The organism is Sphaerimonospora thailandensis, from assembly GCF_016863115.1.
Taxonomy (GTDB): Bacteria; Actinomycetota; Actinomycetes; order Streptosporangiales; family Streptosporangiaceae; genus Sphaerimonospora; species Sphaerimonospora cavernae.
The window spans coordinates 35,019-60,641 of the sequence record NZ_BOOG01000043.1 but is presented as its reverse complement, the minus strand read 5'-3'; the positions used below and the strand labels follow the sequence as shown (position 1 = coordinate 60,641).

The following is a 25,623-nucleotide window of genomic DNA, read 5'->3' as shown; positions in this document are numbered from 1 at the left end:
GCCGTCTCCCTGTGAAGGAACTGATGTTCCAGGGAGATCTGGAACGTTACATGATAGTCGTGCTGGAGCGGCTGGTTAAGCAATGGCAGAAGAAGCCGCAACTGAAGATGGCCTCGGCGATCGTGTACCGGTGGGCATGCGCGGAGACACTGTTCAGTCGCCAGTTGATCGATCTGGATCGGACGGCTCAGTTGCATGTCGGATCGCGTAAGGCGTGCGGCACCCTGATCACCCCACAAGGGCCCGTTCAACCCGTTGGCAGGCCGGCATCGTCTATCGGAGGCGCATGCCTAGCAGTTGGCCGAAACCAAGTGGTGGGCCGTCGACCCGGTGCTGACCCGGGGGTGGTGGTGGGTCGCATCACCGCAGAAACGGTGCATAACAACCCTAGCTATGACATTCACTCAAAACCGGTCGACGCTCGCTGGGTTGTCCAAGTGAAAGGTCGTGTAAACGGGGCGAAGGACTTCCACGTCCTACCTAAGGAAGGCGCAGTAGGAGGAGGTGCTCCGGCATGATCAGTGGGACCGACTCGAACGGCACCCCCCGGAATAGGCTGATCGAGGTCGCGTTGCCGTTCGAGGAGAATCGCAATCAGTCCACCGAGGGGAAGCCGATCCATCACGCTCGCATGTCGAAACGATTTACCACCGGGCAACTAGTCGAATACGGCGGTTCCCCCGGTGTCGGACGAATCAGCCAAATTTCAGACTCGCAGCTTCAGATCGACTTCTTTGAGTCTGTAGCTCAGACCGTAGTTCATTCCGTCAATATTCCGGAGTCTGAATGCAAGCATGTGACCCTTGCCCCTGAGACACGCGTGTATCGACGCAACCCGGACACGGGGGTGTGGATGGCAGGTAGGGTCAAGGACCAAATTCACCCCGGCGAGTACTACGTTCGGTTTCCCAACGCCGACTTCGACTTCCCCGTACGTGAGGATGAACTACGGGTACGGTGGGACCGGCCTGTGGCAGACCCGGTTCAGGTCCTGACCTCGGGTGGCAACGAGTCTGGTTTCTTTCACAATGCTCGCTTGCCGTTCCTCCGCAATCTGATCGCCCAGCGAGCAGCATCCGCCAGCACCTCAGCACTGCTGTCTTCGGCTGTTGAGTTCTTCCCGCACCAGGTCCATGCGGCACTCACTGTGCTGTCAGATCCCGTTCAGCGCTACCTACTCGCCGATGAGGTTGGTTTGGGTAAGACGATCGAGGCTGGCTTTGTGATACGTCAGACTCTGGTCGATAACCCGTATGCCAAGGTCTGCGTCATTGCCCCTGACGTTCTGCGACGCCAGTGGCAACGGGAACTCGTTGACAAGTTTTTCATCGTAGACTTCCCTTTCGCAAAGATTCGGATCCTCTCTCATGATGCCCCCGGACGATGGTCGGACTGGAAGGCGAGCGACCTGGTTGTTGTGGACGAGGCACACCGACTTGTCCAGGTCATGGCTCCCGAGGCCAACCCCTATAAGCAACTCGCACACGTCGTCCACACAGCAGAACGTGTTCTTCTCATGACTGCGACTCCGGTCATGTCGAACTATGTGACTCAGCTTGCGCTGCTACATCTTCTGGACCCGGACCTCTACAAGTGGTCCGATCTCGCTGGATTCGAGCGCAAGTATCAATTGCGCTCCGAACTGGCCAGTTACGTTCACGCCCTGGACAGCGAGTTCACCTACCTGCTTCCCGACGCGATCGCAGATATCCAAAAGATCATCCCCGACTTAGACGAGCGGTTCTGCGAACTGAGCCAACAGGTCCTCGCCCTGCTGGACGAGAACGATGAACTCCGCGACGGTGCCGACGAAGCCGACCTTAAGGCGCGAACTGAGGCGCTTAGGGCGCACATCAGCGAAGCCTACAGACTCCATCGCCGCGTCATCAGGCACCGCAGGTTGAGCGTCACGGTCGACGATCCCGAAGCTGTGTACCTTCCCTACGAAGTCCGCGGCCGGCAGGCGCCCGTCCTCTTGCCGACGACGAACAGTGCTCACGAGGCGGCCCAGACCATGCTCATGGACTGGCGATCCTTAGTCTGGGATTACCTTCTCGACCATGGTCTTGAGCAGCATAAGGCGAAATACGGAATGGTGCTCGCTGTCCTCTTTGCCCGCGCGGGCGGTTGGTCCAACGATCTGAGAGACGCGCTCGCCTGGCGCATCAACCGAGACGAAGGAGCAGCAGTTAGGGCGGGGCTGAATACCCAGGAGCGTGAACTGCTTGGCAAACCTGAAGTGCTCGACGTGGAGCGGCACTTGCTCACAGAGTGGCAGGCTGCGAAACAGGAAGCCGAGGCGTCTCAGATCGTCAACGCACTCGTGACCGAGTTGCTGCCGGCGCTGAAGAAGAGTCACCGGACGGTGATCTTCTGTGGATCTGGGATGCTTGCCGGGGCGGTTACCGACTGCATGAGTAGGCGCTTCCGAAGTGTCGCCATCCTTGAACATTCGGGCAGGGCGGGAACCGAGGCGTCGGAGCATTCGCTGGTGAGATGGTCTGCCAAGGACGGTCCCGCGACACGCGTTCTAATCGCAGACGACACCGCAGAGGAGGGACTCAACCTCCAGGATGCCGAGGCGGTTGTCCATCTGCGCCTGCCTTGGTCCCCGAACCAACTTGAGCAGCGACTCGGGCGCGTGGACAGGTATCCTGGCGTATCCGGCCGTCGGACCCCTGCTCTCCAGTACCGGTTGGCCGATGAGGACGCGGGTGCCTCTTACCTCGAAGCATGGGTCGAATTACTGCTCAATGGGTACGAGTTGTTCTCAGTGTCGGTCTCGACGCTTCAAGATGCCATCGCCGAAGGGTTGAACGACGTCTGGGCTTCTGGGCTTGAGGGGGGCCTCGAAGGTCTGCTGGCCATGGCCGCGCGGGTGAAGGCCGATCTCGCCGAGGCCCGACGCGAGATTGACAAGATGGACATGCTGGAATCGATCCATGAGACCTCCATCCAGGGCCGTGACATCGCCACCTCCCTGCAGGAAATGGAATTCGGTTGGCGCGACATCAGCCAGGCTCTGTCCGGCTATGTCGACACCTCGGGTGGAATCGGGCTTCGTTACAACGAGAGGACCGTCGACGGTTGCCCGAATATGATCTTCGATGCCTCCGGGCCGACGCCGAAGATCGAGCCGCGTCTGTGGCGTGCCGCGCGCACGCGACTCACGCCCGAGGTATTGCGCGGCACGTTCAACCGCAACATGGCACTCAAGCACCCAGGCACCCGTCTCTTCCGCATCGGTAACCCTCTTGTCGATGTCCTGGCTGAGGCCGTGTACCTCGAGGATCGTGGCCAGGCAACCGCTTTCCGGCGACTTGACAGGGGTTACCGAGGAGAACCGCAGGCGTACTTCGGCTTCGACTACCTAGTTGAGGCAGATCTCACTGGCGCTCTCGCCCTCGCAGGTGATCACCCCGACGCGAGTCGCGCCCTGCGGCGCCAGGCGGATAAGCTTCTCGCGCCGTTCACGCTAAAGGTCTGGATCGACGCGGGATCCGGCAAACCAGTCATCAATGAGAAGGCTCGGGCATGGCTGGACCAACCCTATGACAACAAGAAGGATCAGAACTTCAACGCAATCCGCCTGCAGGGTTTGCTGGAGATCTTCAACGGATGGGATGGTTACCGCGTCTCAGCCTCCTCCTCCGAGTTGGCCGCAAGAGCTCACTTGGCTGAAACGAAGGAACTGTCCGAGCGATGTGCGCGTGCTCAGGATGAGGCAAGACAGCGTGTTGCTGTCACCATAGCGCAGGCCCGTACTCGTCAACTAGCTGGGCATCTCGTAGGCGACGCCGAGAGCCTACTCACAGACGTGGCAGTTACACAGGCCTTGATCGACAATCTCACGCGACCAACAGTGAAGGTTGTCGCAGTGACTTGCATCATCCGATTCGGCCAGCAGATTGGCGTCCGATGAGCACGAACAGTTGGGTTCAGGCCAAGCAACTCTACGCCGAGTGGCCGACTGTCGTGGCTCCTGATGGTGCCAGCGGCACTGCTCGTCGACTGGCGGACGCACTCGCCGCCTTGTCCTTCGGTGCATCAGGGTGGCGGGATGTGGCTGCGCTTACCCGCCAGATCCTCCTAGAGGCAGTCGCTCGTGGGAATCACTCGCCTCTCACCGTCCCGGTCGACCCACTGCTCCCCACCTTCGCTCAGTGGTGGGAATGCGGATGCCAGGCTGCCACCGGGGACTCGAAGCAACTCGTGGTGAGGGCAGTGCCCTGGCACCCGCCCACCCCTGACGGTTTGGCGAAGGAGGCGGTCGAAGCCGACCTCCGCGAGGTCTACCGTGGCCAGGATTCGCTGCAGCGACGTACTCTCGCTGGCCTTCCGGCCGACCCCTTCTGGACCGCGTCCCTCGGCTACGACAGCTATTACTCGATCGGCCAGCGCCAGGCTGCTCGCTCAGTCGCCATGGCACCTCCCGGAACCACGACCATCGTCTGTCTCCCGACAGGGCACGGTAAAACGCCGGTTGCACTTGCACCGATCCTTCTCGATGACAAGGGTGCTGGAGTATCAGTAGTCGTCGTGCCGACTGTTGTCCTAGCCCTCGACATGGAGCGGCGGACGAGGGCGTTGCTGGGCCAGAGCCGGCGGGCAGCTCCGAGTGGACGCTACGCCTACACGGGTGATCTCCCAGACGACTTGAAGCGTGATCTTCGCGAAGATATCCGCACCGGCCGTCAACCGGTCATCTACGCGGCTCCGGAGTCAATCACTACCGGCCTCCACTCTGCACTGGACGATGCTGCGGAAGCAGGGTTGCTGCGATATTTTGTGATCGACGAAGCGCATCTTATCGAGCAATGGGGCAACGACTTCCGCCCCGACTTCCAGACGATGGCAGGCCAGCGCCGTGCGTGGATCCGTCGCTCACCGAAGGGACGGGAACCACGGACCATCGTGATGAGTGCCACACTGACCGCGCAGCAGGTCGACGCCATCAAGGATCTCTATGGTGAATCCGAGACAACGCAGGTCGTCTGGGCCTCCCAGTTGAGGAGCGAACCCAGTTACTACATCGAGTCCTTGCCGGCGAAAGAACGCGAAGAGGCAGTTCTGGAAGCGGTGGCCAAGTTGCCGCGACCGATGATCTTGTATGTGTCTATGGTCGATGATGCCTACAAGTGGGAGAGTCGGATCAAGGAGATAGGGTTCCTCCGCACGGCATCCGTCACTGGCGACGCTAGCGCCGACCAACGGCGCGAACGGATGGAGGGATGGAGCGGTAACGGAGCGTCCGGACCGCTCCCGACGCGGTACGACGTGATCGTCGGTACGTCTGCCTTCGGTCTGGGGATCGACCTGCCCGATGTCAAGAGCGTGGTTCACGCGTGCTTACCAGAGACTGTGGACCGGTACTACCAGGAGGTCGGCCGCGGCGGCCGTGACGGAAGCCCATCCGTTGCCTACATGGTGACAACCCGGCGAGATAGCGAAATCGCCAAGAGCATCAACAGTCCGGTCATCATCAAGGGCCAAGCATGGCCTAGGTGGATAAGCATGTTCAACAACAAGATAGCCAAGACAGCGGACGGCTACCTGATCGACTTGGACACGCGACCGCCAAACATTTCGGTCAGCACAGAGATGAACCGCACCTGGAACATCCGCACACTCAATCTGATGGTGCGAGCGAAACTGGTGGAAGTCAGGACCCCGCCGGTGCCGAGTCCCAGTGGGGACGAACCGGAAGATGAGTGGACCGAGCGACTGGCGGCCTATTACAAGTTGCTGTCTAGTCGTGTGGATGTTGTGATTCTCGACGGCAAGACCAATGATCCACAATACTTCAATAACGCAATCGAGGCCGCGCGCAGCGGAATGCTTGCGAGCCAGACAAATGCGCTGACGCAACTCAAGGCTGCCGTCGCCGGCGATATATGCATGGCCGACATCCTCGTCGGCTACTACACTTTACCGACTGCTGACGGTCCACTTCGCACCTCGCCGACATGCCGAGGATGCAATCATTGCCGTCGCAAGGAGGCGCTTCCACCTCCAGGAGGCTTCTATCGTACTGGTTGGCAACCGCACCCATCACTTACCCAATGGCGGGCTGACTCGAATCTCCCACTGTGGAACTACTTGGCTGAGGGCGATAGGAACCTCAGCATCTGGTGGAGGGATGAGAGGGAAGCTAGAAGCCTTGTTCCCGATCTCATCGAGGCGCTATGTCGTCGGGGTATCGCGGTGATCGGGGGACCGGGTGTCGATGAGCGTATCCTTGGAAAGATTCAGAAGTCCGTTCGCCCCGAGGTGGTCATCGTAGATCAGGATGAAGACCTCCTCTGTAGTTATCAAGGCTCAGTTGTCTGGATGCTCGATTCCAATCAGCAAGTGATGAATGACGACGTAAAGGAGCGCTTCTGGAGCATGGACTCGACCTACTTAATTCACCATCAGGATCTTTCGCATCCCAAGAAACCGGGATATCGTCTTATTGACGTTCATAGCAGCACTCTCTCCATTCAAAGCGCATTGGGGGCGCTCTAGATGACTCTGCTCAATGTTGAAGCATCGCTTCCCATGCCTACATGGGCCCTGGTGCGCCTTCTCGTGCACGAGAAGCGCCCGATGGCAGTTGAACGAGCCCGCAAGCTACTCAGTCCATCATCGCTGACCGGTGGGGATCATAAGATGTTCGACCGGGCTATTAACACGCTGCTGGGGCTGGGTATTATCCAGAAGTCCGATGACGATCGGATCTCGCTGGAAGGACGAGTGGCCAGTCTGGATGGCAGCAGTTGGGATGATTTCTGTATTGTCCTGCGAAGGGCAGTTTTTAATCCTGAGCAGAACAAAGTCATTAAGAACGGGAAAGAGCATACCGGTGCTGCTGATCTAACTCGCGCACTTTGCTGGTTTCTCAGTTTGGACCCGACAACTACGATAGTAGGGTCCAACAATTTCGAAGTTCTGCAAGATGGCGCCTTGATAGTCGAGGCTCGTCCCGCCGTGACCAATCCCAATCGCTGGAACAGGTTCACGGCATGGGCTCCTGCTCTCGGCCTGGCCGCGGCAGCGCTGCCTACTATGGGAGACGTCGGCCAGTACGTGCCTGATTGTACTGTCGCTGTCAGGCAGACCGTGATGGAGACCTGGGAGCACAATGCGAATGTCAATGCAGTGGAGTTTGTGCGTGTGCTGCGCGAAAAAATTCCTGTCCTGCCGGGCGGGGTATATTCGCGAGGTCTTGGTGTTGAAGATCCCGAGGATACATTTGCCGGTTCAGCCCTTTCGTTCGCTCTATTGCGTGGGGGGTACGAGGAGTGGCTGAAGTTCGAACGAGAGGCCGACGCTAACCAGTTGCTGAGCATCAATGATCCGGAACGCCCATTGACCGCGCACACCTTCAGTTCAATCACTGTAATCAAGGATTACAATGTCTGATCTTCGCAACCACCTCTGCTGGGCCCCTGAAACCGCATCTGCAACGATCAGCACAGAGGCCGTCAATCCATCCGCTGAGGTCTTCCTGGCAACGCATGCCCCGTTGAGGATCAGCCGTTCGCTTATTAAGGGCCGAGACCTGAAGCCAACGGGTATAACAGTAGACGAGCGAACAGTTCTACGGGACTTCCTGGAGAGTAAGTTGACCACAGGCACTCTCTTGATGCCAGTGGTGGGTGACTCCGGATCCGGAAAATCGCATCTAGTCAGGTGGGTACGAGAACATATCCCCTCCTCTGCACGACGGCGAGTGATCTACCTCGAAAAGTCGGAAACCAGTCTAAAATCCGTTGTTGAAAAACTTCTCGAAGGTGTAGAGGGAGATTCCCTAGACCAACTCCGCAAGGACGTCCGCTCCTTCAGTGAGGGCGTGGACGAGGAAAGTTTGTCGCGCCGTCTTATCAACGCACTGAATGAGGCACTAGCGAAAACTGGACCAGATGATGTCCCATCTAGGCAGGCGCGCGTCCTTTCTGGTCCCAAGGGGCTTGCTTCGCTCCTTCAAGACCCTTACATCCAGCAGCATCTCCTCGCTCCTGGGAAATATATCCCACAGTATGCCGCACAACTTCTGAACAATCGGGATCTTGAGAATCCTGAACGGGCGCCAGGCTTCTCGGTCGAAGACCTTCCACTGGAAGTCCAAGAGGTGAAGCAAGCCTCTGTGATTGCGCAGAGGCTTCTTGAGAAGTTGCTGTCTATACCGAATCTTCGGCAGGACGCTGTCGATATGCTGAATACGCATATGGAAAGCGCCGTAAAGAGTGCTTCTAATATCGGTACCGGTCGACTAGCTAAGGCGATGCTAGAGGTCCGAGAAGCGTATGAAACGCAGGACAAAGAGATTATTCTCCTGGTGGAGGACTTCGCGCTTATTCAGGGGGTGCAGCGCGAACTCTTGGAGGCGCTGACCGAAGCCGCGACTCGAGAGGGACGTCAACGCTATGCGAGTATGCGTACGCTGATGGCAGTCACGACGGGTTACTTCCGTGACCTCCCCGAGACCGTGATGAGTCGGGTATCTGCCTCGACCACAGGTTACGTCTATGACCTTGATCAGGTGTTTGATGAGGGAAACGCGGGGGTGGAGGAGATTGCGTCGTTTGCCGGCCGATATCTCAACGCTGCGCGCGTCGGACGAGAGGAGCTTGAGAGGGCCGGGGGAAAAAACTTTACAAACGCCTGCGAGAATTGCTCCCTCAAGACTGAATGTCATGAGTCCTTCGGCCTGACGAGCGAGGGATACGGCCTTTACCCGTTTAATCGATCCTCGCTTCTCCGCATGGCCCATTCGGTTGCACCATCCAACCGGCCATGGGCCTTCGTGCCTCGTACCTTCCTCGGTAGCGTTATTCGACCGGTCCTGGTTGACTCAGCCAATGAGATTAGGGATGGTTCCTTTCCTGCCGAACGCCTCCGTGAGCGGTTCCGGACAGCAGAGATTGACACCGCTCTGCCAACGAGTGTCGATGAGTTCATTGGAAACCACAATCATGTCGACCCGCACAGGCACCGGCTTATTCTCGAGTTCTGGGCAGATGCCCCAGACAATGCTGGGCATATAGAGGAGGGTATCCGAAATGCATTCGGCCTACCTGTTTTTGATGAGGATCTGCTCCCATCGAATGGCGAGGGCGACTCTGACCGAGGTCAGAGGGTAGGAGAAAAGACCGTTTCGCTGGTGCCTCGTAGTGACGGGATTTCGAAGTCACTCAAGGGCAAGCTGCAGAGGCTCGAAGATTGGGCGGCGCGCGACAAGAGATTGGATCAAGTCCTCGCTCGTGAGTTGCGCACCCTGGCTATAAACGCGGTCACTCGTCGTTACCTCTGGTCGTCTCCCCTTATGAAGGAGTTGCCTCAGAAGGGGGAGGGGTCGATCGAAAAGGTCTGGCCGGCCAAGGCGATCACTGTCTCCATCGAGGGGGCGGGGGAGAATCTCCCCGGGGTCGAGAGGGCTCCCATTTCCTTCCTCAGGAATGCAACAAACAGTCAGTTCTTCCAATCGCTGCTGCTAGCGCAAGAAGGTGCTCCCGGGGCGCGTTCGGAAGCGACCTGGCGACTGGCTCGCATTGCCGAGAACCATGGTGGAAGCTTCTCGAATGCGCTTGTGAAGTTCATAGAGAGTTCCGACGAGAGCCTGGTGGTAGGATTAAAGGTCTCGCTCGTGGGTGCCGCGCTTGCCGGCCGGGCCTGGCCTGGAATGAGCGACATCGAACTCATGGATGTTGCCTTCGACGACGGCAGTACTTGGAAGCGCGGAGATCTTGCATCTCGAGTCCCAGCCTGGCGCCTACGGCTTGAGAATCACTTGCGTGAGCGTGCATCACTGGTAGGCGCTCTCCGATCTCGTCTGGGTATCAGCCAGGGGGTGACAGGTGCCGTTCGCATGATCGATGCTGCTCGGGCCCTACCACTCGTTTTGGAAGCTGCCCGGTCTTGGCGGTGGGATTCCTCAGGTGGGGTGCCGAAATGGGTCGGTAACACCGTCTCAGGACTCAGCGGCCTCGAAGGCGCAGTCAGCCAGCAGGTCGACCAACTCAAAGAGATGGTCGCGGAGATCAGATCGCGCGCACCGCGCGGTGGAGAAGGCAAGGCTACGGTCGATGCTATTCGAGCCAGCCTCGAAGCAGCTGACACTGTCGGCTTGTCGCCGAACCTGATGGAGCGGCAGAGGATTCTTCAACTGGCTGCAGCAGCCGAGGGCGCGGACTGGCGTGCGATAGCCGCTGCTGAAAGGGATCTCGAAAGCATTACTTCCGCGTCGGCAGAGGGCCAGTTTGACAGGGCACTCGTAGCGGCCGCCCGTGACCATGGGGCCAGCCTTCAGGTGATCTGCGCTTTCCTAGTTGCTTCGGATACCTGGCTGACCAGGGCGCTCGCAGATGCAAGAGAGCGGCACGGGGGCACGGGGGACTCAATCACAGACGAAGTGCAGACACTTCTCCAGGAGTGGGCAGCGCTGAGTGCGATGGAGGGTACCGAGAAATGACAGATTCGATCTCCGTCTTGGACAAGGCGGACATCTTGCGCGGTGAAGTCCGGCGCCTCGAACTCGGCCAGCAAGGGGAACAGCAGGCACAGCGGGTCCGGCAGCGGGTCCAGGCCGTCAGGACAGCGTTGGGTCAGTTGGATAGCCAACTGAGGGTTGCCCGGGCAGTGGTCAAGGAGACCGCGCATGACATTGATCTCTCCAGCGTCTCCCATGGCCACAATGAGCTTGCCCGTAGGGCCGAGGGTGGTGCACTCCCGTCCGACTCAGCGTTCAATGCAGCTAAGCAGAAGATCGAGAAGGCTGCGGCGAGCATCAGAGAGGCCGCGTACGAGGTCTGGCGTGCGTGGGCGGCCGAACGGATCGGTGCTCTGCCCACCCATAGACTGCCGATGCTGAAGCAGGCGGACCTTGCTCAGGCTAGAGCCCGCCTGAACGAACTACGGAAGATCGCTTCAAGCAACAGTCTCGCTGCTCCCGATGTTGGGATCTTTGTAAACATACTGCGCCAACTCTCAGACGAACTCCATCACGCGCCCGATGTACCGATCGAGTTGGTGTCAGTCTTGGATCGTTTGACGCGCCAGACTCTGACGCTTAAGGACCTCTTGGATGAGGAGATTCAACTCCTACGGAGGTTCTCGATCGATCATGAGATCGAAGTTCGGAGGAAGACCTCGTGAAGGATGCTCTAAGTCGAGAGTTCGCGGGGCAACTGCTCAACTTGTTGGAAGATCGAGAACTCCCTCTTCTCTCATGGGGGATCACCGATCGGGCGCTTTCCGAAGAAGAGGTAAGGGATGTCATCTTCACGGCCCTCGTCGACCAGCAACCACCACTGGAGTTGGACGTTGATGATGTCCTTGACGAACTCGTCGACCGCGCCCTGCTCTTCAAACTCCCTGCGACGTCGCCTCCGCGCTTCCGTACCCGCTTCGCCGAGGCGCTTCGGCTCACAGTTAACCTGCGTCAGTTGTTTGACTGGCGTCAGCGCGATGGATCATTTCCGCCCAACTGGTGGGCTCGAGGACCTGTTCTCGTTGCTGACTATCGGATCCATACCGCCAAACGCCGCTATCCGAGTCGCGACGTCCCGATACGGCAGGCGCTAGAACGCTTTCATTCGGTCTCTGGGTGGGGAGCGTTGCAGGACGCGGTCGCGAGGGCACAGATAGGGACTCGGCAACTGAGTCGCTTCCAGATCGCAGCGACTGCCGCCGTCTACTCCTCCCTCAGCTATGGCCACTCCTCGGGTATCATCATCGGTGCGGGAACCGGTAGCGGCAAGACCCTGTCATTTTACCTTCCTGCATTCGCCGCGATGGCACAGGCGGCACAACCGGGCAGGTGGCGACTCCACACTCTGGCTCTTTACCCACGGAAGGAACTGCTCCGGGACCAACTCCGTACAGCGGTTGGTACCGCTGCCGATCTCGCACCGATGCTTGTTCGGATAAAACGACGTCCGTTGCGAATTGGGGCCCTGTATGCGGACACTCCCTATGAAGTCGGCGCCCTTGACATGCCCAACAACATGGCGCGGAGAGCCTGGAAGCAATGCGATACCGGCTTGGTCTGTCCATATTTAAGTTGCCCGAAATGCCCGACAGGTGATCTCCTCTGGAGCCATGCCGACCGGAAGGCTGGCAAGGAAATTCTCAAGTGCCTAAAGTGTGCCTATGTGGTTCCGAACGGAACCCTCGCGCTCACGAGGAAGTCGCTGCAAAGTCGACCTCCGGACTTGCTCTTTACGACCACCGAGCAGTTGAACCGAAACAGTTCAAATGTCGGGCTTGGCAAGCTCTTGGGGTGGACAGGTTACGACGTTCCTCAACTGGTCCTCCTCGATGAGGTCCACACCTATTCGGGTACACAAGGTGCCCAAGTTGCCTTGCTGTTGCGCCGATGGCGAAACGCCGTCGGGCGTCGTGTCACTTTCGTTGGTCTGAGTGCGACCCTGAAAGATGCCAATCGGTTCTTTGCCGAACTAACCGGCCTTTCTGATCACATGGTCGAGTACATCACACCGGCAGATGACGAACTAGAAGAGGAGGGTCGAGAGTATTCGATCGCGCTGCGAAGCGACCCTACCTCGGGAGCAAGCCACCTCTCCACATCAATTCAGACTGCCATGCTGTTCGGTCGGATAATGGATACGGCAGGACAGGCGTTCCTATACGGCTCGACGGGCTTCCTGTTTACAGATGACCTGGACGTGACTAACCGGTTCTACAACAACCTACGGGATGCGGAAGGCGGACAGAGTAGGTCAGGCTTCCGCAATCGTAAGAAACCGGTTCTTGCTGGTCTCCGAGCACCCAGCCTTCCGCAGTGGAGCGAGCGTCTACGCGATGGCCAATCGTGGGACCTGATCGAAAAGATCGGTCACACACTCGATGCTGACCTGAACGTAGGCGAGTTGAGGATCGGGCGTACCTCGAGTCAGGACGCCGGCATGGACCTGAACACCAACTTGACGGTCGCCACTGCATCGCTTGAGGTAGGCTTCGACGACCCTCGCGTGGGCCTCGTGCTGCAGCATAAGGCGCCCTATGACGCAGCGGCGTTCATCCAGAGGCGAGGCCGTGCTGGCAGAACTCGGGGGACGCGGCCGATCACAATCGTCACGCTGTCCGACTATGGGCGAGACCGGTTGAGCTATCAAGGGTACGAGACGCTCTTCGCCCCGGAACTGGGCGCACGCCGACTTCCGATCAATAATCGCTACATCCTCAAGATCCAGGCGGCACAGTCGCTGCTCGACTGGCTTGCTTTCAGTCTGCGGAAGCAGGGCTCTTGGGACGACCCCAGGTATCTCCTCACCGCGCCGGGACAGGGAAGGGTTGGTAGCAACCCTGCCGCTGCCGAGCGTTTGGCCGAGTTGCTCGAGAGTCTCCTCAAGGAGCAAGTGCTGCAGGACAATCTGGCCAAGCATCTAACAGTTGCCTTGAACATCAAGGACGAGGAGGCCCAGGCTCTTCTTTGGGAGGAACCACGCTCGCTGCTTCTCTCAGTGGTGCCCAGTTCATTGCGGCGACTCAAGACGGGATGGAATGGCCTTCGGCGTGATCCAGGGACATCGCCCGGTGCCATGATGCCTGAGTTTGTGACTCGCTCTTTGTTCGATCCACTCAACGCTCCGGAGGTCGAGTTTGATCTGCCTTTCGATACAGGATCAGCAGAGGAGCGGTTGCCGATCGCGAAGGCACTCAGGGAAGCAGTTCCCGGGAGGGTCAGTCGACGCTATGGCGTTCTACGCGACGAGCACCGTACATGGATTCCAGTCCCGGAGAGCGGCGATGCCCTCGAACTGGCGGAAGCCCTCGTACCCGATAGCATCAACGAAGGCATTTGGCATCCTCAGACCCATAGCTTCCCCGAGGGCGTGGCAGTGCTCCGCCCGTATCGATTGAGGCTTACCGAGCCACGGAGGGAGATCGCTGACCGTTCGCAGGGCATGCCTCAGTGGGCGACCGAAGTGAGGGTCCCAGAAGGCAGGCCCCCCTACCCAGGCGACATACCCCTGGCAGCAACGTGGCGGAACCGGATCAGAAGTGTTGGATTCAGCACCCATGCTGCTGGAAATTCGGTTGAGATCCGACGCATGACTTACGGAGCGCAGTGCGATATCGCCTTTGAGCGTCGTTCGGAGACGGATCGGCGAACAGTACAGTACACCCTCGAAGGGAAGCCTGCCGCATTGGGCTTTCGACTTGAGGTTGATGCTCTCCGTATTGAACTCGAACCAATCGATTTGCACATTGGCAGCATTCGGAGGCACCTGACGTCGCCGGCGTGGAGATCCCAGGCTTTTTTCCGGGCAGTCGCGGAGGACCCACAACTGGGCACCGTCGCCAACTCTTTCAAACGGGCATGGCTCTCCCTCATCTACATCACGGCCTTCTCTCTCGCAAGCCTCGACGGAGCCAGGACGCCGAAGGAGATACGCGCCGCACTTGCAGATGGGTCTTGGCGAGATGACCTACCGAAGATCTTCGGCGTCCTTTATCGTGAAAATGATCTTGATAACTCGGCTCAGGCCAACAGTAAACTCGTCGCTGAACTTGTCCAACTGAGTCATACCCCAACGGCCATCGCAGCGCTGGAACGGGCCTCGCATCTTCTCACGGACGATAACGTTGCCACGATAACTGCAGATCTCGCACGCCGTTCCTATCGGGACACTCTCGCGGCGGCGGTCCTCGCTGCCGCCCTCCGCGCTTGCCCCGAAGCTCAGGAACAAGATCTGATCATTGATGTCTTGCCCGGGAGCGAGATGGATCCGGACATCGTCTGGATCACAGAAACGTCGATCGGTGGCTTGGGAATCATCGAGAAGTTGGCGACCAGATACTCCGAGGACCCGGGAGCCTTCTGGTCGCTTGTCCTTAATGCGATGAGGCCCAACGAGTACGAATACACCGATGCCACGGTTAGTAGATTGTTGAAACATATCGTGGAGGAGGCTCCATACGGACCGGCGGCTACCGCGATAGCAGAACTCCGATCAGCAGTTTCGGCTGAGCAGTCCGCCAATGCCCTGCGAAGACTGCGCGACGCGTGGACAGATCTTGATGGAACTCCACGGCACAGCGCGATCGCTACGCTGTCCACCCGGTTACTCCGGCCGGGTAGCTCCCCAGAGACAGACGCGACCACGTTGCGTCTCCTCCAAGCGTGGAGCCAACTGGAATCACGCCTGGGCATCGAGGTGGACGCACGGGTGATCGCCTACGCGGTTGGCGCCGGCAAGGTGAATGTGGAAGGCCCCGGACTTAGCGCGGACCAGGTCTTCGGCATGCTCTGGCCACGTGGATTGGACGCCCGATCCCACCACCTCAGGCACTATCAGCCGTACGTGGACTACGATCGTCCGCCTGTTCTCGATCGTCTCTTCCTGGAAACGATCATCGATGAGCACCTTCCGCAGATTGACCTTAGGGACCTGGACTGGGAAGGGACGTATCAGAACGCGCTTGGGAGCGACTCGGTTGGCGCTGTCGAGCTCACTTGCCCAGCGAGCGAATCCCGACGCCTCGGCAAGGCGCTACGCCGAGTACCGGCCCTGCCTGTAGACCGCGACGTCCTACGCACGCATGGGGTAGTTACCGGTGTCCGACGTGCGGCCAACCTCTTCGTCGTCAAGGTCGAACTGCAGGAGGCAGTCTGGTGATGTCGTTGGAGCGTACCGTCCGTACCGGCAACAACCTCGGCCTTCGGGTTGATGACATCGTTGGTACCGCTCTCATCGGTGAACTCTTAGATCCGGGTAAGGTTCTCTGGGTCGTCTCCGGGTGGATTTCGGATGTCAAGGTACTCGACAACAGCCAGGGTGCCTTCGATTCGATCCTCGGCGATGACCCGCCGAGCGTCTGCAGGCTCTCACACATGCTCGCTCTTATAGCCGCCGCAGGTGCAAAGATCTGTGTCGCTACGAGGCATAATCCACATAACACCGTTTTCATCGAACACCTCAACGAAGTGATCAGGGATAAGGAGCGACTCCGGATTATTCGCGACCCGAACATGCACGAGAAGACACTGTGCGGGAATGGCTGGATTATGACGGGTTCGATGAACTTTACGATATCGGGCATGGGTGACAGCGAAGAGTCTGTCACCTACCGAACCAGCGATCCAAGCGTGGCTCAGGCACACATCGACTTTCGTGCGCGGTGGAAGGAGTCGGAGTGAGCACGGGAGAACCTGAGGTTGATGGCTCCCGCATGCGAGAGTTCCTTGTGAGGTTTATGGGGGAGGGTAACGATGCGGACCAACCTAAACTCACCCCATACGTTGCACCATTCATTGAATACGCCCTCACAAAGAGTAACCTCCCTATCGCGCTCCCCCGATACCAAGAAATCATCGATGAATTTGCGATGTACGTCATCGTAAGGAAGCGCTCTGGGGTTGCGGCGATCCGAAATTTGATCGTTTCGTTCGCGGGACCGTCCTACTGTTTGTCCGGCGACTTGACGCCGGCGACCCTGGATCGAAACGACCCAGTTGACAGGGCAGTGATCGACTTTTTCTCGGAGGACACGACCTTCATCCTCCAGGCGGGTAAGAACTCGAGGAAGAGGAGGAAACTTCGCGAATCACTTGGACTGATGCTGGTGACCTTGAGCGCACAGCCGCGTAGGACGTGGAGCACGCCCAGGCCCTTGGGCCGCTTGATCGCCCAGTTCGAAGCGGAACTCGCGGCCGGCGGTGAGGCAGGCTCCCTACGGCTTCTCGAAGAGATTCGGGTGCGTGGGGGCATGACGCCTACCAACCTTGCGCATCTACAGATCAAACGTCTCGACCGACTCGGGCTCAGTACTCAACTGCTTGAAATGGAGGATCTATCCGACGTACTCCAGCAGAATCCGCCCGTCCCGGTGTGGGAGGCCGTGCTCAATGCTGTACGGTCGACGGTACTCGAAGATCCGCTGAACGAGAGCGACTTCGAGGCTGCTTATGAGCGGCTTCGGACTCTAGATCTTCCGCTGCCGGTGAAAAAGTATGCTCATCACCTTGGGCCGCAGGCGCTCACGGTCCAACTGACCGCTGCTGTCGGACGAGGTGACGTCGACTATCTCAGGATCTTGCTCCGCACTATTGATGAGCAGGGACAGATAGGGATCATCCCGGCCGCTCTGCTGGATACTGCACGGAAGCGTACTACGAGCGCGGCTGACCAAATGACGGAACCCAACCCGGCAAAGTCGTCACTGATCGAGACGGCGCTTCAGCAATCGATCACCTCCTGGCTGGGTCTGTTTAAGGCCGTGGCGAAGGATGGCATCGATCCCAACGCAGTCCTTGCCGATTCGACCTGGCGTGAGTGGCCACCTCCCGCGGTCTCGGATAGTGAGGTTGCCAACCTTCTGGCGGATCTGACGGACCAAGAATGGGATCGGTGCTGGAGACTCGCGGGAGCCTTCATCGAAGCAGATGAGTACACGTACGTTGCGCCGCAATCTACAAAAGAGTTCATTAACTACGCCCTTAGCGGAAGTCGCCTGGCTCCGGGCGACCTCAATGCGGTTTATGCCCTCACGGAAAGCTATCTTCGTTCATCGCCTTCCGCGAGCGATTATCGCCAACTGTTGGACGAGTTAAGGGATACATCGCCCCAGTGGGTATCGATCGACAACTGGCGAATCGTACTGGATTTCGCGGACCGACTTGTCCTGGCCCCATGCCCCGATGAGAGTGCCAGACTCAATCTCGCGGTTGCTCTGCTTGAGCCCCTCCTAAGGCGTTCGACTCGGCTCGATCCCTCCACACTGACTTTCTCCAAGCAACTCGCAAAAGAACTTAACGTTGAACCGTCATGGACACCAGATGAAAGCCTCGTACCTTCAGCGATAGAGGAACGGATAAACGGCAAGGGGGAGGTCATCCTGCTTTACTCCCTCGACGAGCAGGTCCTTGCGCGCGTCGCTGAGGCTCTCGAAAAACTTGCCCCTGGTATCAAAGTTTTAACAAGCAGCGAAAAGACCTCCACGGCCTCATTGAAGCAGAAGGCTCAGCACGCCACCAGAGTCGCTCTTGCCACCAGATGCGCCACGCATGCCGCGACCGGCGCGATTACAGCCAAGACGAAAGCCAAGATTGCTTTTGCCGATGGAAGCGGTTCAGCCTCGCTCCTGCGCGCAGCTGTAAACGTCTTGACCGACCAGTAGGTGACAGCACTGCCTCGGTAAGCTACGCACAATCGTCCGGCCCTCGGCGAACGAGTGGCCGGACGATTGCTCAGTCGAACAGACGCTGCTGGTTGATCAGACGGAGCAGGCCGTTCGTGAGCATTCGGACGTCGTTCGGCGTGTTCTGGAGACTATTCCACTTGCGGGCATCTCCGTCACCGAAATTCCAGACCCCAGACGTCCAAGCGGCGCACGCCTCAAGGCGCTTCAGCCCCTCATTGACCGCTGAGTTGATATCGCTCGGCATCAGGTCTTCCGTGAGGTGGTCCATGATGAACCCCATGGCTTGGATACCCACGCCGTGGGTCAGGCGGGATAGCCGCGGAGGAAGTTCCCATGCCTGTGGGAATGTATCCCGAACGAGTCCCCAGTAAGTGTTCAGGTGGAGCAGCATCTGCTCGATGTCGCCAGCGCCGGTGGCGGGATCCCGATACTTATACAGGGCACCCTCGTACAGGCTGTGCTCGATCATCCGCAGGACGCTGTTGTCCTTGATATAGCCATCGGGAGATGTTGGCGTAGCGATCGCACCGTAGAAGGGTCCCTTGAACGTTCCGTTGAGGCGGGTCATTAGAACAGCAGGCAGTTGCCGACGGGCATAGGCGGGCGGAAGGTGGCCGCTCGTGTCCGGGAGCAGTTCGTGGATGAGGCCCTTTGGAAGAGGCTTGGTGTTGTTGACAAGGATGAACTGAGCACGTTGCTCGGCCTCGCTGTCCGCTATAAAGGCAACTGCAGCAACTGGGAACTCGCCGATGTCGGCCTCACGGATCGCAGCGCTTCGTTGTTGTCCATCAACCACCCACGCAGGCTTCTGATCATCTTCCAAGGTTTCATCGATTGGGACGACGAGCTCTCCGAGGACCGAGTATCCGACCGCGTTGTCCGCCGACGACGCTGCTGGCTCAAAGATCACGCGACTGTCGAACGCGAGGACCAAGGCGTTCGGAAGCATCGGGTTCTCGGACTCAAGGTACCTCTGAATGGCACGAATATGATTTGCTACTTCTGGGCGCTGATACCCCTGCAGTTGGTCTTCCGGATCGCGACGGATCCTGGATACGGCCGCGAATTCGTGGAGTCTCTTACCGTCGACTGCAAAACAGTAGATGCGACGCGATCCTTGCCTGACCTCCAGCGCTGGAAGACGAAGCGTATGGCGGTCAGCCATTTGATCTCCTGTTCGAGGTGGGGTTTTTGATATGGCGAATCTTCTCAGCGAAGACTGCTAGGTTATGGAAACCGCGTCTCTTGTTCCGCTCCGAGCCGCGGAAAACAATTATCTCAACTCCATGAGTTGTACACAGAGTGCATCGGCAATACTTCCACGGTTTGGCCTCTAGCGTTTCGCGGTACGCGGGTAGCTTGCTCTTTTTGCTCGCGGGTTCGGTCAGCGATTCGTACTCGCCGAGAATCTCGAGTACCCGGTCTGCTGTTTCCGCACCCGAGTCGTAGCCACGCAAGCGCCGAAGGCACTCCCGCTCCATTACTTTAGCCTTTGGCTGGGATACCGCTCCGGCCAGGACACGTCGCTTTAGTGTGGGATTTCCGTCTACCTGGGGAACTCGTATAGCGGTATATGCGCCGTCAAGAGTATGGTAGTTGTTTCGATCGTCCATGAAGGCTTGCCGGAAGGGAGAGGTGCTGTCGAAACTGGTGACTCCGTACTCGGCAAATTCCTCCATCGACTCGACTCGAGTGATACCGAGAAGGTGGAGTTTGGTTTGTGGCCAACGCACCTGCTCGATCTCTTTGAGGCAAGCAAGAATATCATGGGTCTTGAGAGGAACCATGCCCCCAAGGGCGATCCGTTGGTAGCCGAACTCCTGCAAACACCGGACGCTGTCTGCGTAGCTAGTCGGACTCCATCCCTGTGCCGCTCCCACGGGTTCGAGTGCAGACCTTCTGTCCTTGACTTCCTCGATGAATGCCGAAGCGTATCGAAGAGAGATCTGCCTTCTCTCTTTCCAGGCCGGGTTCACATCAGCATCGGCGGTAATAGAGTCATAACCAAAGATCACATGGTCGATGCTGATGCCGGCGTCGAACTCGCACCGCTCATAGAAGTCCAAAACCTCATCGATGGTGTAGGGGGGAACCTCTTCGTTTATATAGTTAAAAGCGCCGCAGTCGCCAAGCGTATCGACGTGCTCGTGCAATCTGAAGTATCTGGTCACACCCAAGCGGTACAGTCGCTCTCGCTGTGGCATCGAGTACTTACCGGCACCTTTGACCGAGCCATCAACAATAGCCTTGCTCACGAGTAATCCGTCGTATGGTTGAGGCTCAAGTATTTCGTGAGCGTATTTGTCATCACGCTGGCGTACGCGATATGGCGAGTGCTCCTCCGTGTCGAAATTGAACGTCGGGCTTACCTGGTCCTGACTGTCAGGAAAGTAGAACTTCACGTGAGAACCCTACGAGCATTCTGGTAGGTGCGGATTAGGTAGTTGGAGAGTTCCTGAACATGCTTGGGTACGTTCTCAATTTCGTTCCAGCGGTGACCCAACTCGTCCCAACTTCCCGATGTCCATCTGCAGTGCGGTGCAATTAGTTGAAGATGCTTCCGTATCGTATCGGATGCATCTTTTTGTAGCGGATCAACGGTGCCAAGAATCCTGTCCATCAGTCTTCCCATGGATCGGATTCCAGCGCCATGCATGAGGCGGCTCTTTTCTGGCGGCCTTCCCCATGCTTCGGGGAAGGTGTCGCGGACCGCTGACCAATACAGGAACAGTGCTTGTATGATTCCACCGAAATCGGTTTCCCCCTTCACGATGTCGCGATAGGGAAACAAGCAACCAGAGGAGGAAACCAGGCTCTCTTGGATCATGTCGACGACGCCGGTGTCCGTAACAACGGCACTTGTCCGGTTGGAGGCAGTTGTCGACGCCCGTCTAACGAGACCATAAAACGGTGAACTCTTATCAGAGTTTAGAATGTCACATAGCTGTGATGGGGCCTTGCGAATAGCTAATCTCGGCGGGAGTGGACTGTTCACCTCGGGAAGGAGTTCCGTCACAAGTCCCCGGGGAAGCGGCTTGGTATTATTGATTCGAACAAATTGATCACGCTGCAGGTTGATGGTATCCGCAACGAACGCCGCAATGGGTACCGGGAAGTCTTGTCGTTGTGTCTGAGCCAGGGCCAGTGCTCGTTGCTGACCGTCCACGATCCACGCAGGCCTTGGCTCTCCTTCGTCTGAGCGTGGAATGAAGAGCCGCCCAGTATCGGAAACACCATCATCGAGATGTCGGTTGCCACCCCGCGTGCTCCGGAAATGAACGCGAGGCGATAATGCCATGATGATGGGGTTGGGGAAGATCGGAAGGTCGCTGTCCAGATACTGAACGATCTCCTGAATATGTTTTTTTACCTGGGGACGTTGATATCCGATGAGCTTTCCCGCTTCGTCTCTACTAACCCTTGAGATATCGGCGAACTGCAGAACATCTTTGGCGCGCAACATAAAAATGTAAAGGGGATTGTCTTTGGCTTGGATGATGCGCAGCGCGCGCACCTCTGTCATGGCCTGCTTCTGCGGTGTACTCACTCTCGCCCCTCCGCCAAGCGGCTCACTTCGTCGAGGAAGAGCGTACGAAAACGTGCCTGCTCGCATGAGAGGCCAGAGGACCTCAGCTTGCGCAGCAATGGTGTGGCCGAGCGGAATCCTTTTCCATGATGTCTGATGAAAGAACGTACCTCTTCATCAGTCATGCGGATGCCCGGTTGTCTCCGTACCTGTTCAGGCACTTCGGCCGTCAACGTCTCCATGAGCTTGAGCAGCAGTGAACGGCGCACGCCCTGATCGCGCGAATCCTGCAGAAGGCGCCTCGCAACGCGCACGTTGAGCGAGAGGAGACTTCCACCGACCAACGCCCGGAGTGCTGCGGTCACTGGGACGATGAGATCTGCCAGCTCGGGGCTTCGGTCTGCGGGTCCAATGACCGCTAGGTTGTCGCTTTCAGCCAAGCGCGATGCTGCTGCACGCAGGTCAGACGCACAGGCCCTCAGGTACGGCTCTGACAGGACAGCGACGATTGCCGAGTCTGGATGCTGGTTCGCCAACTCTTCGAACGAGCGTGGCTGGCCGGCTTGTGGACCCTCCCACCGGCAGAGTTGCCGCCACCACTCCCGAGCACCGTCGACGCCCTCAGCCACGGAATCTTCATGACCAGAAGCGAAGGTCGCGGCGTAGGCCGCGATGGGCGTTGCCGCAGGGATGAGGCCATAGCCAGCCGAACAGACCCAAAAATGTGCGTCCGCCCCGAGAGTCTTGGCCAGATCGTTAGCGATCAACCAGTGCTCGCCAGCGTATAGGTCACGTGCCGGAACTCGAACTTCGGCAGCCTCCAACCGCTCCAGCCAGGAACGAAAACGCATCCCAACGGTTCCAGCTTCGAGGCTTCGGACGCGAAGCCGGTCATCTGCGGGAACGCGCTTGCGGTTGGTGCAGGTCACGACGACATGCACTGCCTGCTCACTGTGATCGTCGCTACGGTCCATCTGCCTTATGCGCCCTTCGAGGACTTCCAGGAGACAGCAGCGTACGCAGCATGGTTGTGGATGCTCTCGTCGTTGACTACCTGCAGGCGGTAGGCGGCGACACGACTGGATGTGTCCAGAACGAGACATACGTTCCGAGCCATGTCCTCCACGAAGACGGGGTTATCGTAGCCGGCCATGGTCACGTACCGCTCATCTGGTCGCTTTAGCAGCGCATACACTGGTGACGAGGCGGCTGTTTCGGCGATCTCGATGAGTTCATCGAACCACAAGTCAGTCTCAAGACTTGACGGCTTCACCTCGATGGAGATGTGCCCCCTCTGGTTATGGGCACCTCGATCACTGATTGCCTTGCTGCATGGACAGACACTCGTGACCGGAACGTCCACGGTGAGAGTCACCTCAGCGCCGCGAGGGTCGCTCGACGCAGAGAGCCCGCAGGTATATTCCACGTAGGCTGGGGCCCGCGTGACCGGCGCCTCACGTTCGAGAAAATAAGGGAACGTGAAATGAATCTGAGCGCTCGGACTGCCCATCCGATGCCGAAGATCGTCGGCAAGCCTGAGCGCCGATTCGAGGGTCAACTGGTCGCGAGACCCGTGCAGCACTTCCACGAATCGACTGAGGTGTGCCCCCTTGACGTCGGGTGCAAGACTGACTGACAGCACCGCAGTAGCGACGGTTTCGCGCTTGGCGCCTTGGCCGTCCGCAACAAGAACCGGGTAGCGCAACCCCTTGATTCCGACCTCTTCGAGTGCGACCCCACGAGTATCGGGTCGGGCCTGCACATCCTCCAGCATCAGTTCTCCCCTCGATAGACACACCCTGAGGTGCATGTCTCTCGAACGGCTACGGCTGATAACGGAAGTACGTCCCGTAGGCGGTCCCAGATCCACTTAGCGAGAACCTCGCTGGTTGGATTCTCCAACCCTGGAATTTCGTTGAGGTAGTAATGATCGAGTTGCTCCTCCAAGGGCTTGAATGCGGCCTTAAGTTCCGCGAAGTCCATAAGCCATCCGGTAGAGGAATCAATCTCACCTTTTACATGCACTTCTACACGGTAGCTGTGACCGTGCAGACGCGCGCACTTGTGCCCTGGCGACACATTGGGAAGTCGGTGGGCGGCTTCGAATGTGAACTCACGGAAGATCTCTATCAACGGATGCCCAAGGTCTTGTGGGTTTGGATACTCAGTTGCCACTGGGGATGCTCAAGGCAGTAATCGATCGCAGACCTCGTGTTAGCGATAAGGTCTGGACCGTCCATCGGTTGAAGTAGCAGGCGGTCGAAATCGAGATCCTCATATAGGTGCGGCTCGGCCCCGACCTGCGGGTAGACCAGCTTTAGATCATTCCCGGAAGTGAGCGCCAACTCTGTGCCGGCCTTCGGGCTCACGCAGATCCAGTCGATGCCACTCGGCGCAGGAAGGGTTCCATTGGTCTCAATGGCGACCTCGAATCCTTCAGCATGCAGCGCATCCACTGCCGCTGTGTCCAACTGTAGAAGCGGTTCCCCGCCTGTGCAGACGACATAGGGTTGGCTACGCGCGTGGAGTCGCCCCTGCCAGGCCTTGGCTACTGCCACTGCGAGGTCTGCCGCGGTCCGAAAACGCCCTCCACCTGGACCATCCGTACCAACGAAGTCGGTATCGCAGAACTGACATATAGCCCGGTGTCGGTCCTTCTCCCTGCCAGTCCACAAGTTGCAGCTAGTGAACCGGCAGAAGACGGAAGGCCGTCCAGCATGACTTCCTTCGCCCTGCAGTGTGTAGAAGATCTCCTTGATCCGGTACACGACCGCATTACGCTTTCGCTGAGGTGACGGAGGGGTCGACCAAACCCAGTTCGACAAAACCCCGCCCACGAAGAAGGCAGGAGTCGCAAGTCCCGCAGGCGTGGCCGTCGATCGGGTCGTAGCAACTGTGCGTCCAGGAGTAGTCGACGCCCAGCTCCAACCCACGCTGAATCGTCTGGGCCTTGGTGAGTTGGATCAGAGGAGTGTGGATCTTGAGTTGCTGCGTGCCCTCCACACCTGCCTTGGTCGCGAGGTTGGCCATACGTTCGTAGGCCTCGATGTACTCGGGACGACAGTCCGGGTACCCGCTGTAGTCCAGAGCGTTCACCCCAATGAAAACGTCCGAAGAGCCAAGGGTCTCTGCCCAAGCCAGCGCGAAAGACAGGAAGACGGTGTTTCGGGCGGGTACGTATGTGATCGGAATTTCCTCGCCCAGATCGTCTACGCTCTCATAATGAGGGACCGCGAGCGAATCGTCCGTGAGAGCCGAGCCTCCAAAGACGGCGAGGTTGATGTCGGCGATCACGTGCTTGGCAGCGCCCAACTCAACAGCGATCTTCTTCGCAGCCTCGAGTTCCTCGGTGTGTCGCTGACCGTATCGGAAACTGAGGGCGTACGTCTCGTACCCCTCATCCCGCGCGATCGCCAGGACCGTGGTCGAGTCAAGGCCGCCGCTCAACAGCACCACAGCCTTAGGCTTGTTCGTAGTCACTTGCCCACCCTCCGTGCGCATCAGTAGCTCCAGGAAATTACAGCACTCTTTCCTCGCAGGAGGAGCGTAGTTTCCGGAACTCTTCGATGCCAACCCAAGCCAACTCCTTGAGCTGAGCGGATCGCTACTAGCCGGCTACGTCCCAACGGGTCCAGTTCGGAGTGATCAGACATTCCCGCTGGTCAGAGCATCGACTCTGGATCGTACGGGGTGGCTTGCGTCTCGGGAGAAGACTGAAACTGCAGCAAGTGTCTCCCGTGGCCTGCTGTCAGTTTCGGCATGGACGGGGCTGCCTTGCGGCACCGACCTGCGCGAATGCTCCTGACAAGCCGCATGTGGCCCTTCGGGGTCCACCCGTGTTGACAGGCGACTCCAGTTGTCGGCCCTGTTGGTATACGAGTGGTGGAACCCGACGGCGGCGGGGGCGCGTTCGTGGGCGCGCTGGCCGTGGCCCAGGCCTGAGGGAC

General features: G+C 58.4%; 17 protein-coding genes. 9 read left to right on the top strand and 8 right to left on the bottom strand.

All coding sequences use genetic code 11. The features are described 5' to 3' along the window. The first annotated feature begins 11 nt into the window (after nucleotides 1-11). The 9 genes from Mth01_RS21415 to dpdD are packed head-to-tail and all read left to right on the top strand — an operon-like array spanning nucleotide 12 to nucleotide 18,126. A complete protein-coding gene (locus Mth01_RS21415; RefSeq protein WP_204017699.1) occupies nucleotides 12-518 on the top strand; it encodes a hypothetical protein in 507 nt (168 codons plus the stop codon). Beyond that, on the top strand, nucleotides 515-3,922 hold the full coding sequence (dpdE, locus tag Mth01_RS21410) for a protein DpdE (RefSeq protein ID WP_204017698.1): 3,408 nt from the start codon (nucleotides 515-517) through the stop codon (nucleotides 3,920-3,922). Before Mth01_RS21415 ends, dpdE begins: the two co-directional genes overlap by 4 nt. Further along, nucleotides 3,919-6,507 carry a protein DpdF gene (gene dpdF / locus Mth01_RS21405; RefSeq protein ID WP_275408996.1) on the top strand — a complete coding sequence of 863 codons (2,589 nt, stop codon included), beginning with the start codon at nucleotides 3,919-3,921 and terminating at the stop codon, nucleotides 6,505-6,507. Before dpdE ends, dpdF begins: the two co-directional genes overlap by 4 nt. Further along, the gene (dpdG, locus tag Mth01_RS21400; RefSeq protein WP_204017696.1) at nucleotides 6,508-7,404 is read left to right on the top strand and encodes a protein DpdG; all 897 of its coding nucleotides are present in this window, start codon (nucleotides 6,508-6,510) and stop codon (nucleotides 7,402-7,404) included. Next, nucleotides 7,397-10,453, top strand: coding sequence for a protein DpdH (dpdH, locus tag Mth01_RS21395; protein ID WP_204017695.1), 3,057 nt, complete (start codon nucleotides 7,397-7,399; stop codon nucleotides 10,451-10,453). The genes dpdG and dpdH overlap by 8 nt, the downstream gene beginning before the upstream one ends. Further along, complete coding sequence (locus Mth01_RS21390) at nucleotides 10,450-11,136, top strand: hypothetical protein (protein ID WP_204017694.1); 687 nt, start codon at nucleotides 10,450-10,452, stop codon at nucleotides 11,134-11,136. Before dpdH ends, Mth01_RS21390 begins: the two co-directional genes overlap by 4 nt. After that, on the top strand, nucleotides 11,133-15,626 hold the full coding sequence (dpdJ, locus tag Mth01_RS21385) for a protein DpdJ (RefSeq protein WP_204017693.1): 4,494 nt from the start codon (nucleotides 11,133-11,135) through the stop codon (nucleotides 15,624-15,626). Before Mth01_RS21390 ends, dpdJ begins: the two co-directional genes overlap by 4 nt. Beyond that, the gene (dpdK, locus tag Mth01_RS21380) at nucleotides 15,626-16,147 is read left to right on the top strand and encodes a phospholipase D-like domain-containing protein DpdK (protein ID WP_275408998.1); all 522 of its coding nucleotides are present in this window, start codon (nucleotides 15,626-15,628) and stop codon (nucleotides 16,145-16,147) included. Before dpdJ ends, dpdK begins: the two co-directional genes overlap by 1 nt. Then, nucleotides 16,144-18,126, top strand: coding sequence for a protein DpdD (gene dpdD / locus Mth01_RS21375; protein WP_204017691.1), 1,983 nt, complete (start codon nucleotides 16,144-16,146; stop codon nucleotides 18,124-18,126). Before dpdK ends, dpdD begins: the two co-directional genes overlap by 4 nt. A 70-nt stretch (nucleotides 18,127-18,196) precedes the next feature. Here the strand turns inward: dpdD and dbpB (Mth01_RS21370) are convergent, their stop codons facing one another. The 8 genes from dbpB (Mth01_RS21370) to queC are packed head-to-tail and all read right to left on the bottom strand — an operon-like array spanning nucleotide 18,197 to nucleotide 25,156. Next, on the bottom strand, nucleotides 18,197-19,315 hold the full coding sequence (gene dbpB, locus Mth01_RS21370; RefSeq protein WP_204017690.1) for a DGQHR domain-containing protein DpdB: 1,119 nt from the start codon (nucleotides 19,313-19,315) through the stop codon (nucleotides 18,197-18,199). Continuing rightward, entirely contained in the window at nucleotides 19,308-20,552 is a 1,245-nt protein-coding gene (gene dpdA / locus Mth01_RS21365; protein ID WP_204017689.1) for a tRNA-guanine transglycosylase DpdA, read from the bottom strand. The genes dbpB (Mth01_RS21370) and dpdA overlap by 8 nt, the downstream gene beginning before the upstream one ends. Further along, on the bottom strand, nucleotides 20,549-21,673 hold the full coding sequence (gene dbpB, locus Mth01_RS21360) for a DGQHR domain-containing protein DpdB (RefSeq protein ID WP_204017688.1): 1,125 nt from the start codon (nucleotides 21,671-21,673) through the stop codon (nucleotides 20,549-20,551). The genes dpdA and dbpB (Mth01_RS21360) overlap by 4 nt, the downstream gene beginning before the upstream one ends. A 20-nt stretch (nucleotides 21,674-21,693) precedes the next feature. Then, nucleotides 21,694-22,650 carry a hypothetical protein gene (locus Mth01_RS21355; RefSeq protein WP_204017687.1) on the bottom strand — a complete coding sequence of 319 codons (957 nt, stop codon included), beginning with the start codon at nucleotides 22,648-22,650 and terminating at the stop codon, nucleotides 21,694-21,696. A gap of 5 nt (nucleotides 22,651-22,655) precedes the next feature. Continuing rightward, nucleotides 22,656-23,450 (bottom strand): GTP cyclohydrolase FolE2, encoded by a 795-nt coding sequence (gene folE2 / locus Mth01_RS21350; RefSeq protein WP_204017686.1) that lies wholly within the window; start codon nucleotides 23,448-23,450, stop codon nucleotides 22,656-22,658. Continuing rightward, nucleotides 23,450-23,851: a 6-pyruvoyl trahydropterin synthase family protein gene (queD, locus tag Mth01_RS30175; protein WP_456154379.1), complete on the bottom strand. Its 402-nt coding sequence runs from the start codon at nucleotides 23,849-23,851 to the stop codon at nucleotides 23,450-23,452. Before queD ends, folE2 begins: the two co-directional genes overlap by 1 nt. Further along, nucleotides 23,806-24,444, bottom strand: coding sequence for a 7-carboxy-7-deazaguanine synthase (queE, locus tag Mth01_RS21340; protein WP_239089876.1), 639 nt, complete (start codon nucleotides 24,442-24,444; stop codon nucleotides 23,806-23,808). The genes queD and queE overlap by 46 nt, the downstream gene beginning before the upstream one ends. A 7-nt stretch (nucleotides 24,445-24,451) precedes the next feature. After that, the gene (gene queC, locus Mth01_RS21335) at nucleotides 24,452-25,156 is read right to left on the bottom strand and encodes a 7-cyano-7-deazaguanine synthase QueC (protein ID WP_239089875.1); all 705 of its coding nucleotides are present in this window, start codon (nucleotides 25,154-25,156) and stop codon (nucleotides 24,452-24,454) included. Nucleotides 25,157-25,623: the final 467 nt, after the last annotated feature.

Excerpts from the sequence above, each read along its gene's own strand:
- Mth01_RS21355 (WP_204017687.1), bottom strand. The coding sequence starts at position 22,650 with ATGGACCGTAGCGACGATCACAGTGAGCAGGCAGTGCATGTCGTCGTG.
- dbpB (WP_204017688.1), bottom strand. The coding sequence starts at position 21,673 with ATGACAGAGGTGCGCGCGCTGCGCATCATCCAAGCCAAAGACAATCCC.
- Mth01_RS21390 (WP_204017694.1), top strand. The coding sequence starts at position 10,450 with ATGACAGATTCGATCTCCGTCTTGGACAAGGCGGACATCTTGCGCGGT.
- dpdG (WP_204017696.1), top strand. The coding sequence starts at position 6,508 with ATGACTCTGCTCAATGTTGAAGCATCGCTTCCCATGCCTACATGGGCC.
- folE2 (WP_204017686.1), bottom strand. The coding sequence starts at position 23,450 with ATGCTGGAGGATGTGCAGGCCCGACCCGATACTCGTGGGGTCGCACTC.
- dpdE (WP_204017698.1), top strand. The coding sequence starts at position 515 with ATGATCAGTGGGACCGACTCGAACGGCACCCCCCGGAATAGGCTGATC.
- dpdF (WP_275408996.1), top strand. The coding sequence starts at position 3,919 with ATGAGCACGAACAGTTGGGTTCAGGCCAAGCAACTCTACGCCGAGTGG.
- dpdH (WP_204017695.1), top strand. The coding sequence starts at position 7,397 with ATGTCTGATCTTCGCAACCACCTCTGCTGGGCCCCTGAAACCGCATCT.
- dbpB (WP_204017690.1), bottom strand. The coding sequence starts at position 19,315 with ATGGCTGACCGCCATACGCTTCGTCTTCCAGCGCTGGAGGTCAGGCAA.
- dpdK (WP_275408998.1), top strand. The coding sequence starts at position 15,626 with ATGTCGTTGGAGCGTACCGTCCGTACCGGCAACAACCTCGGCCTTCGG.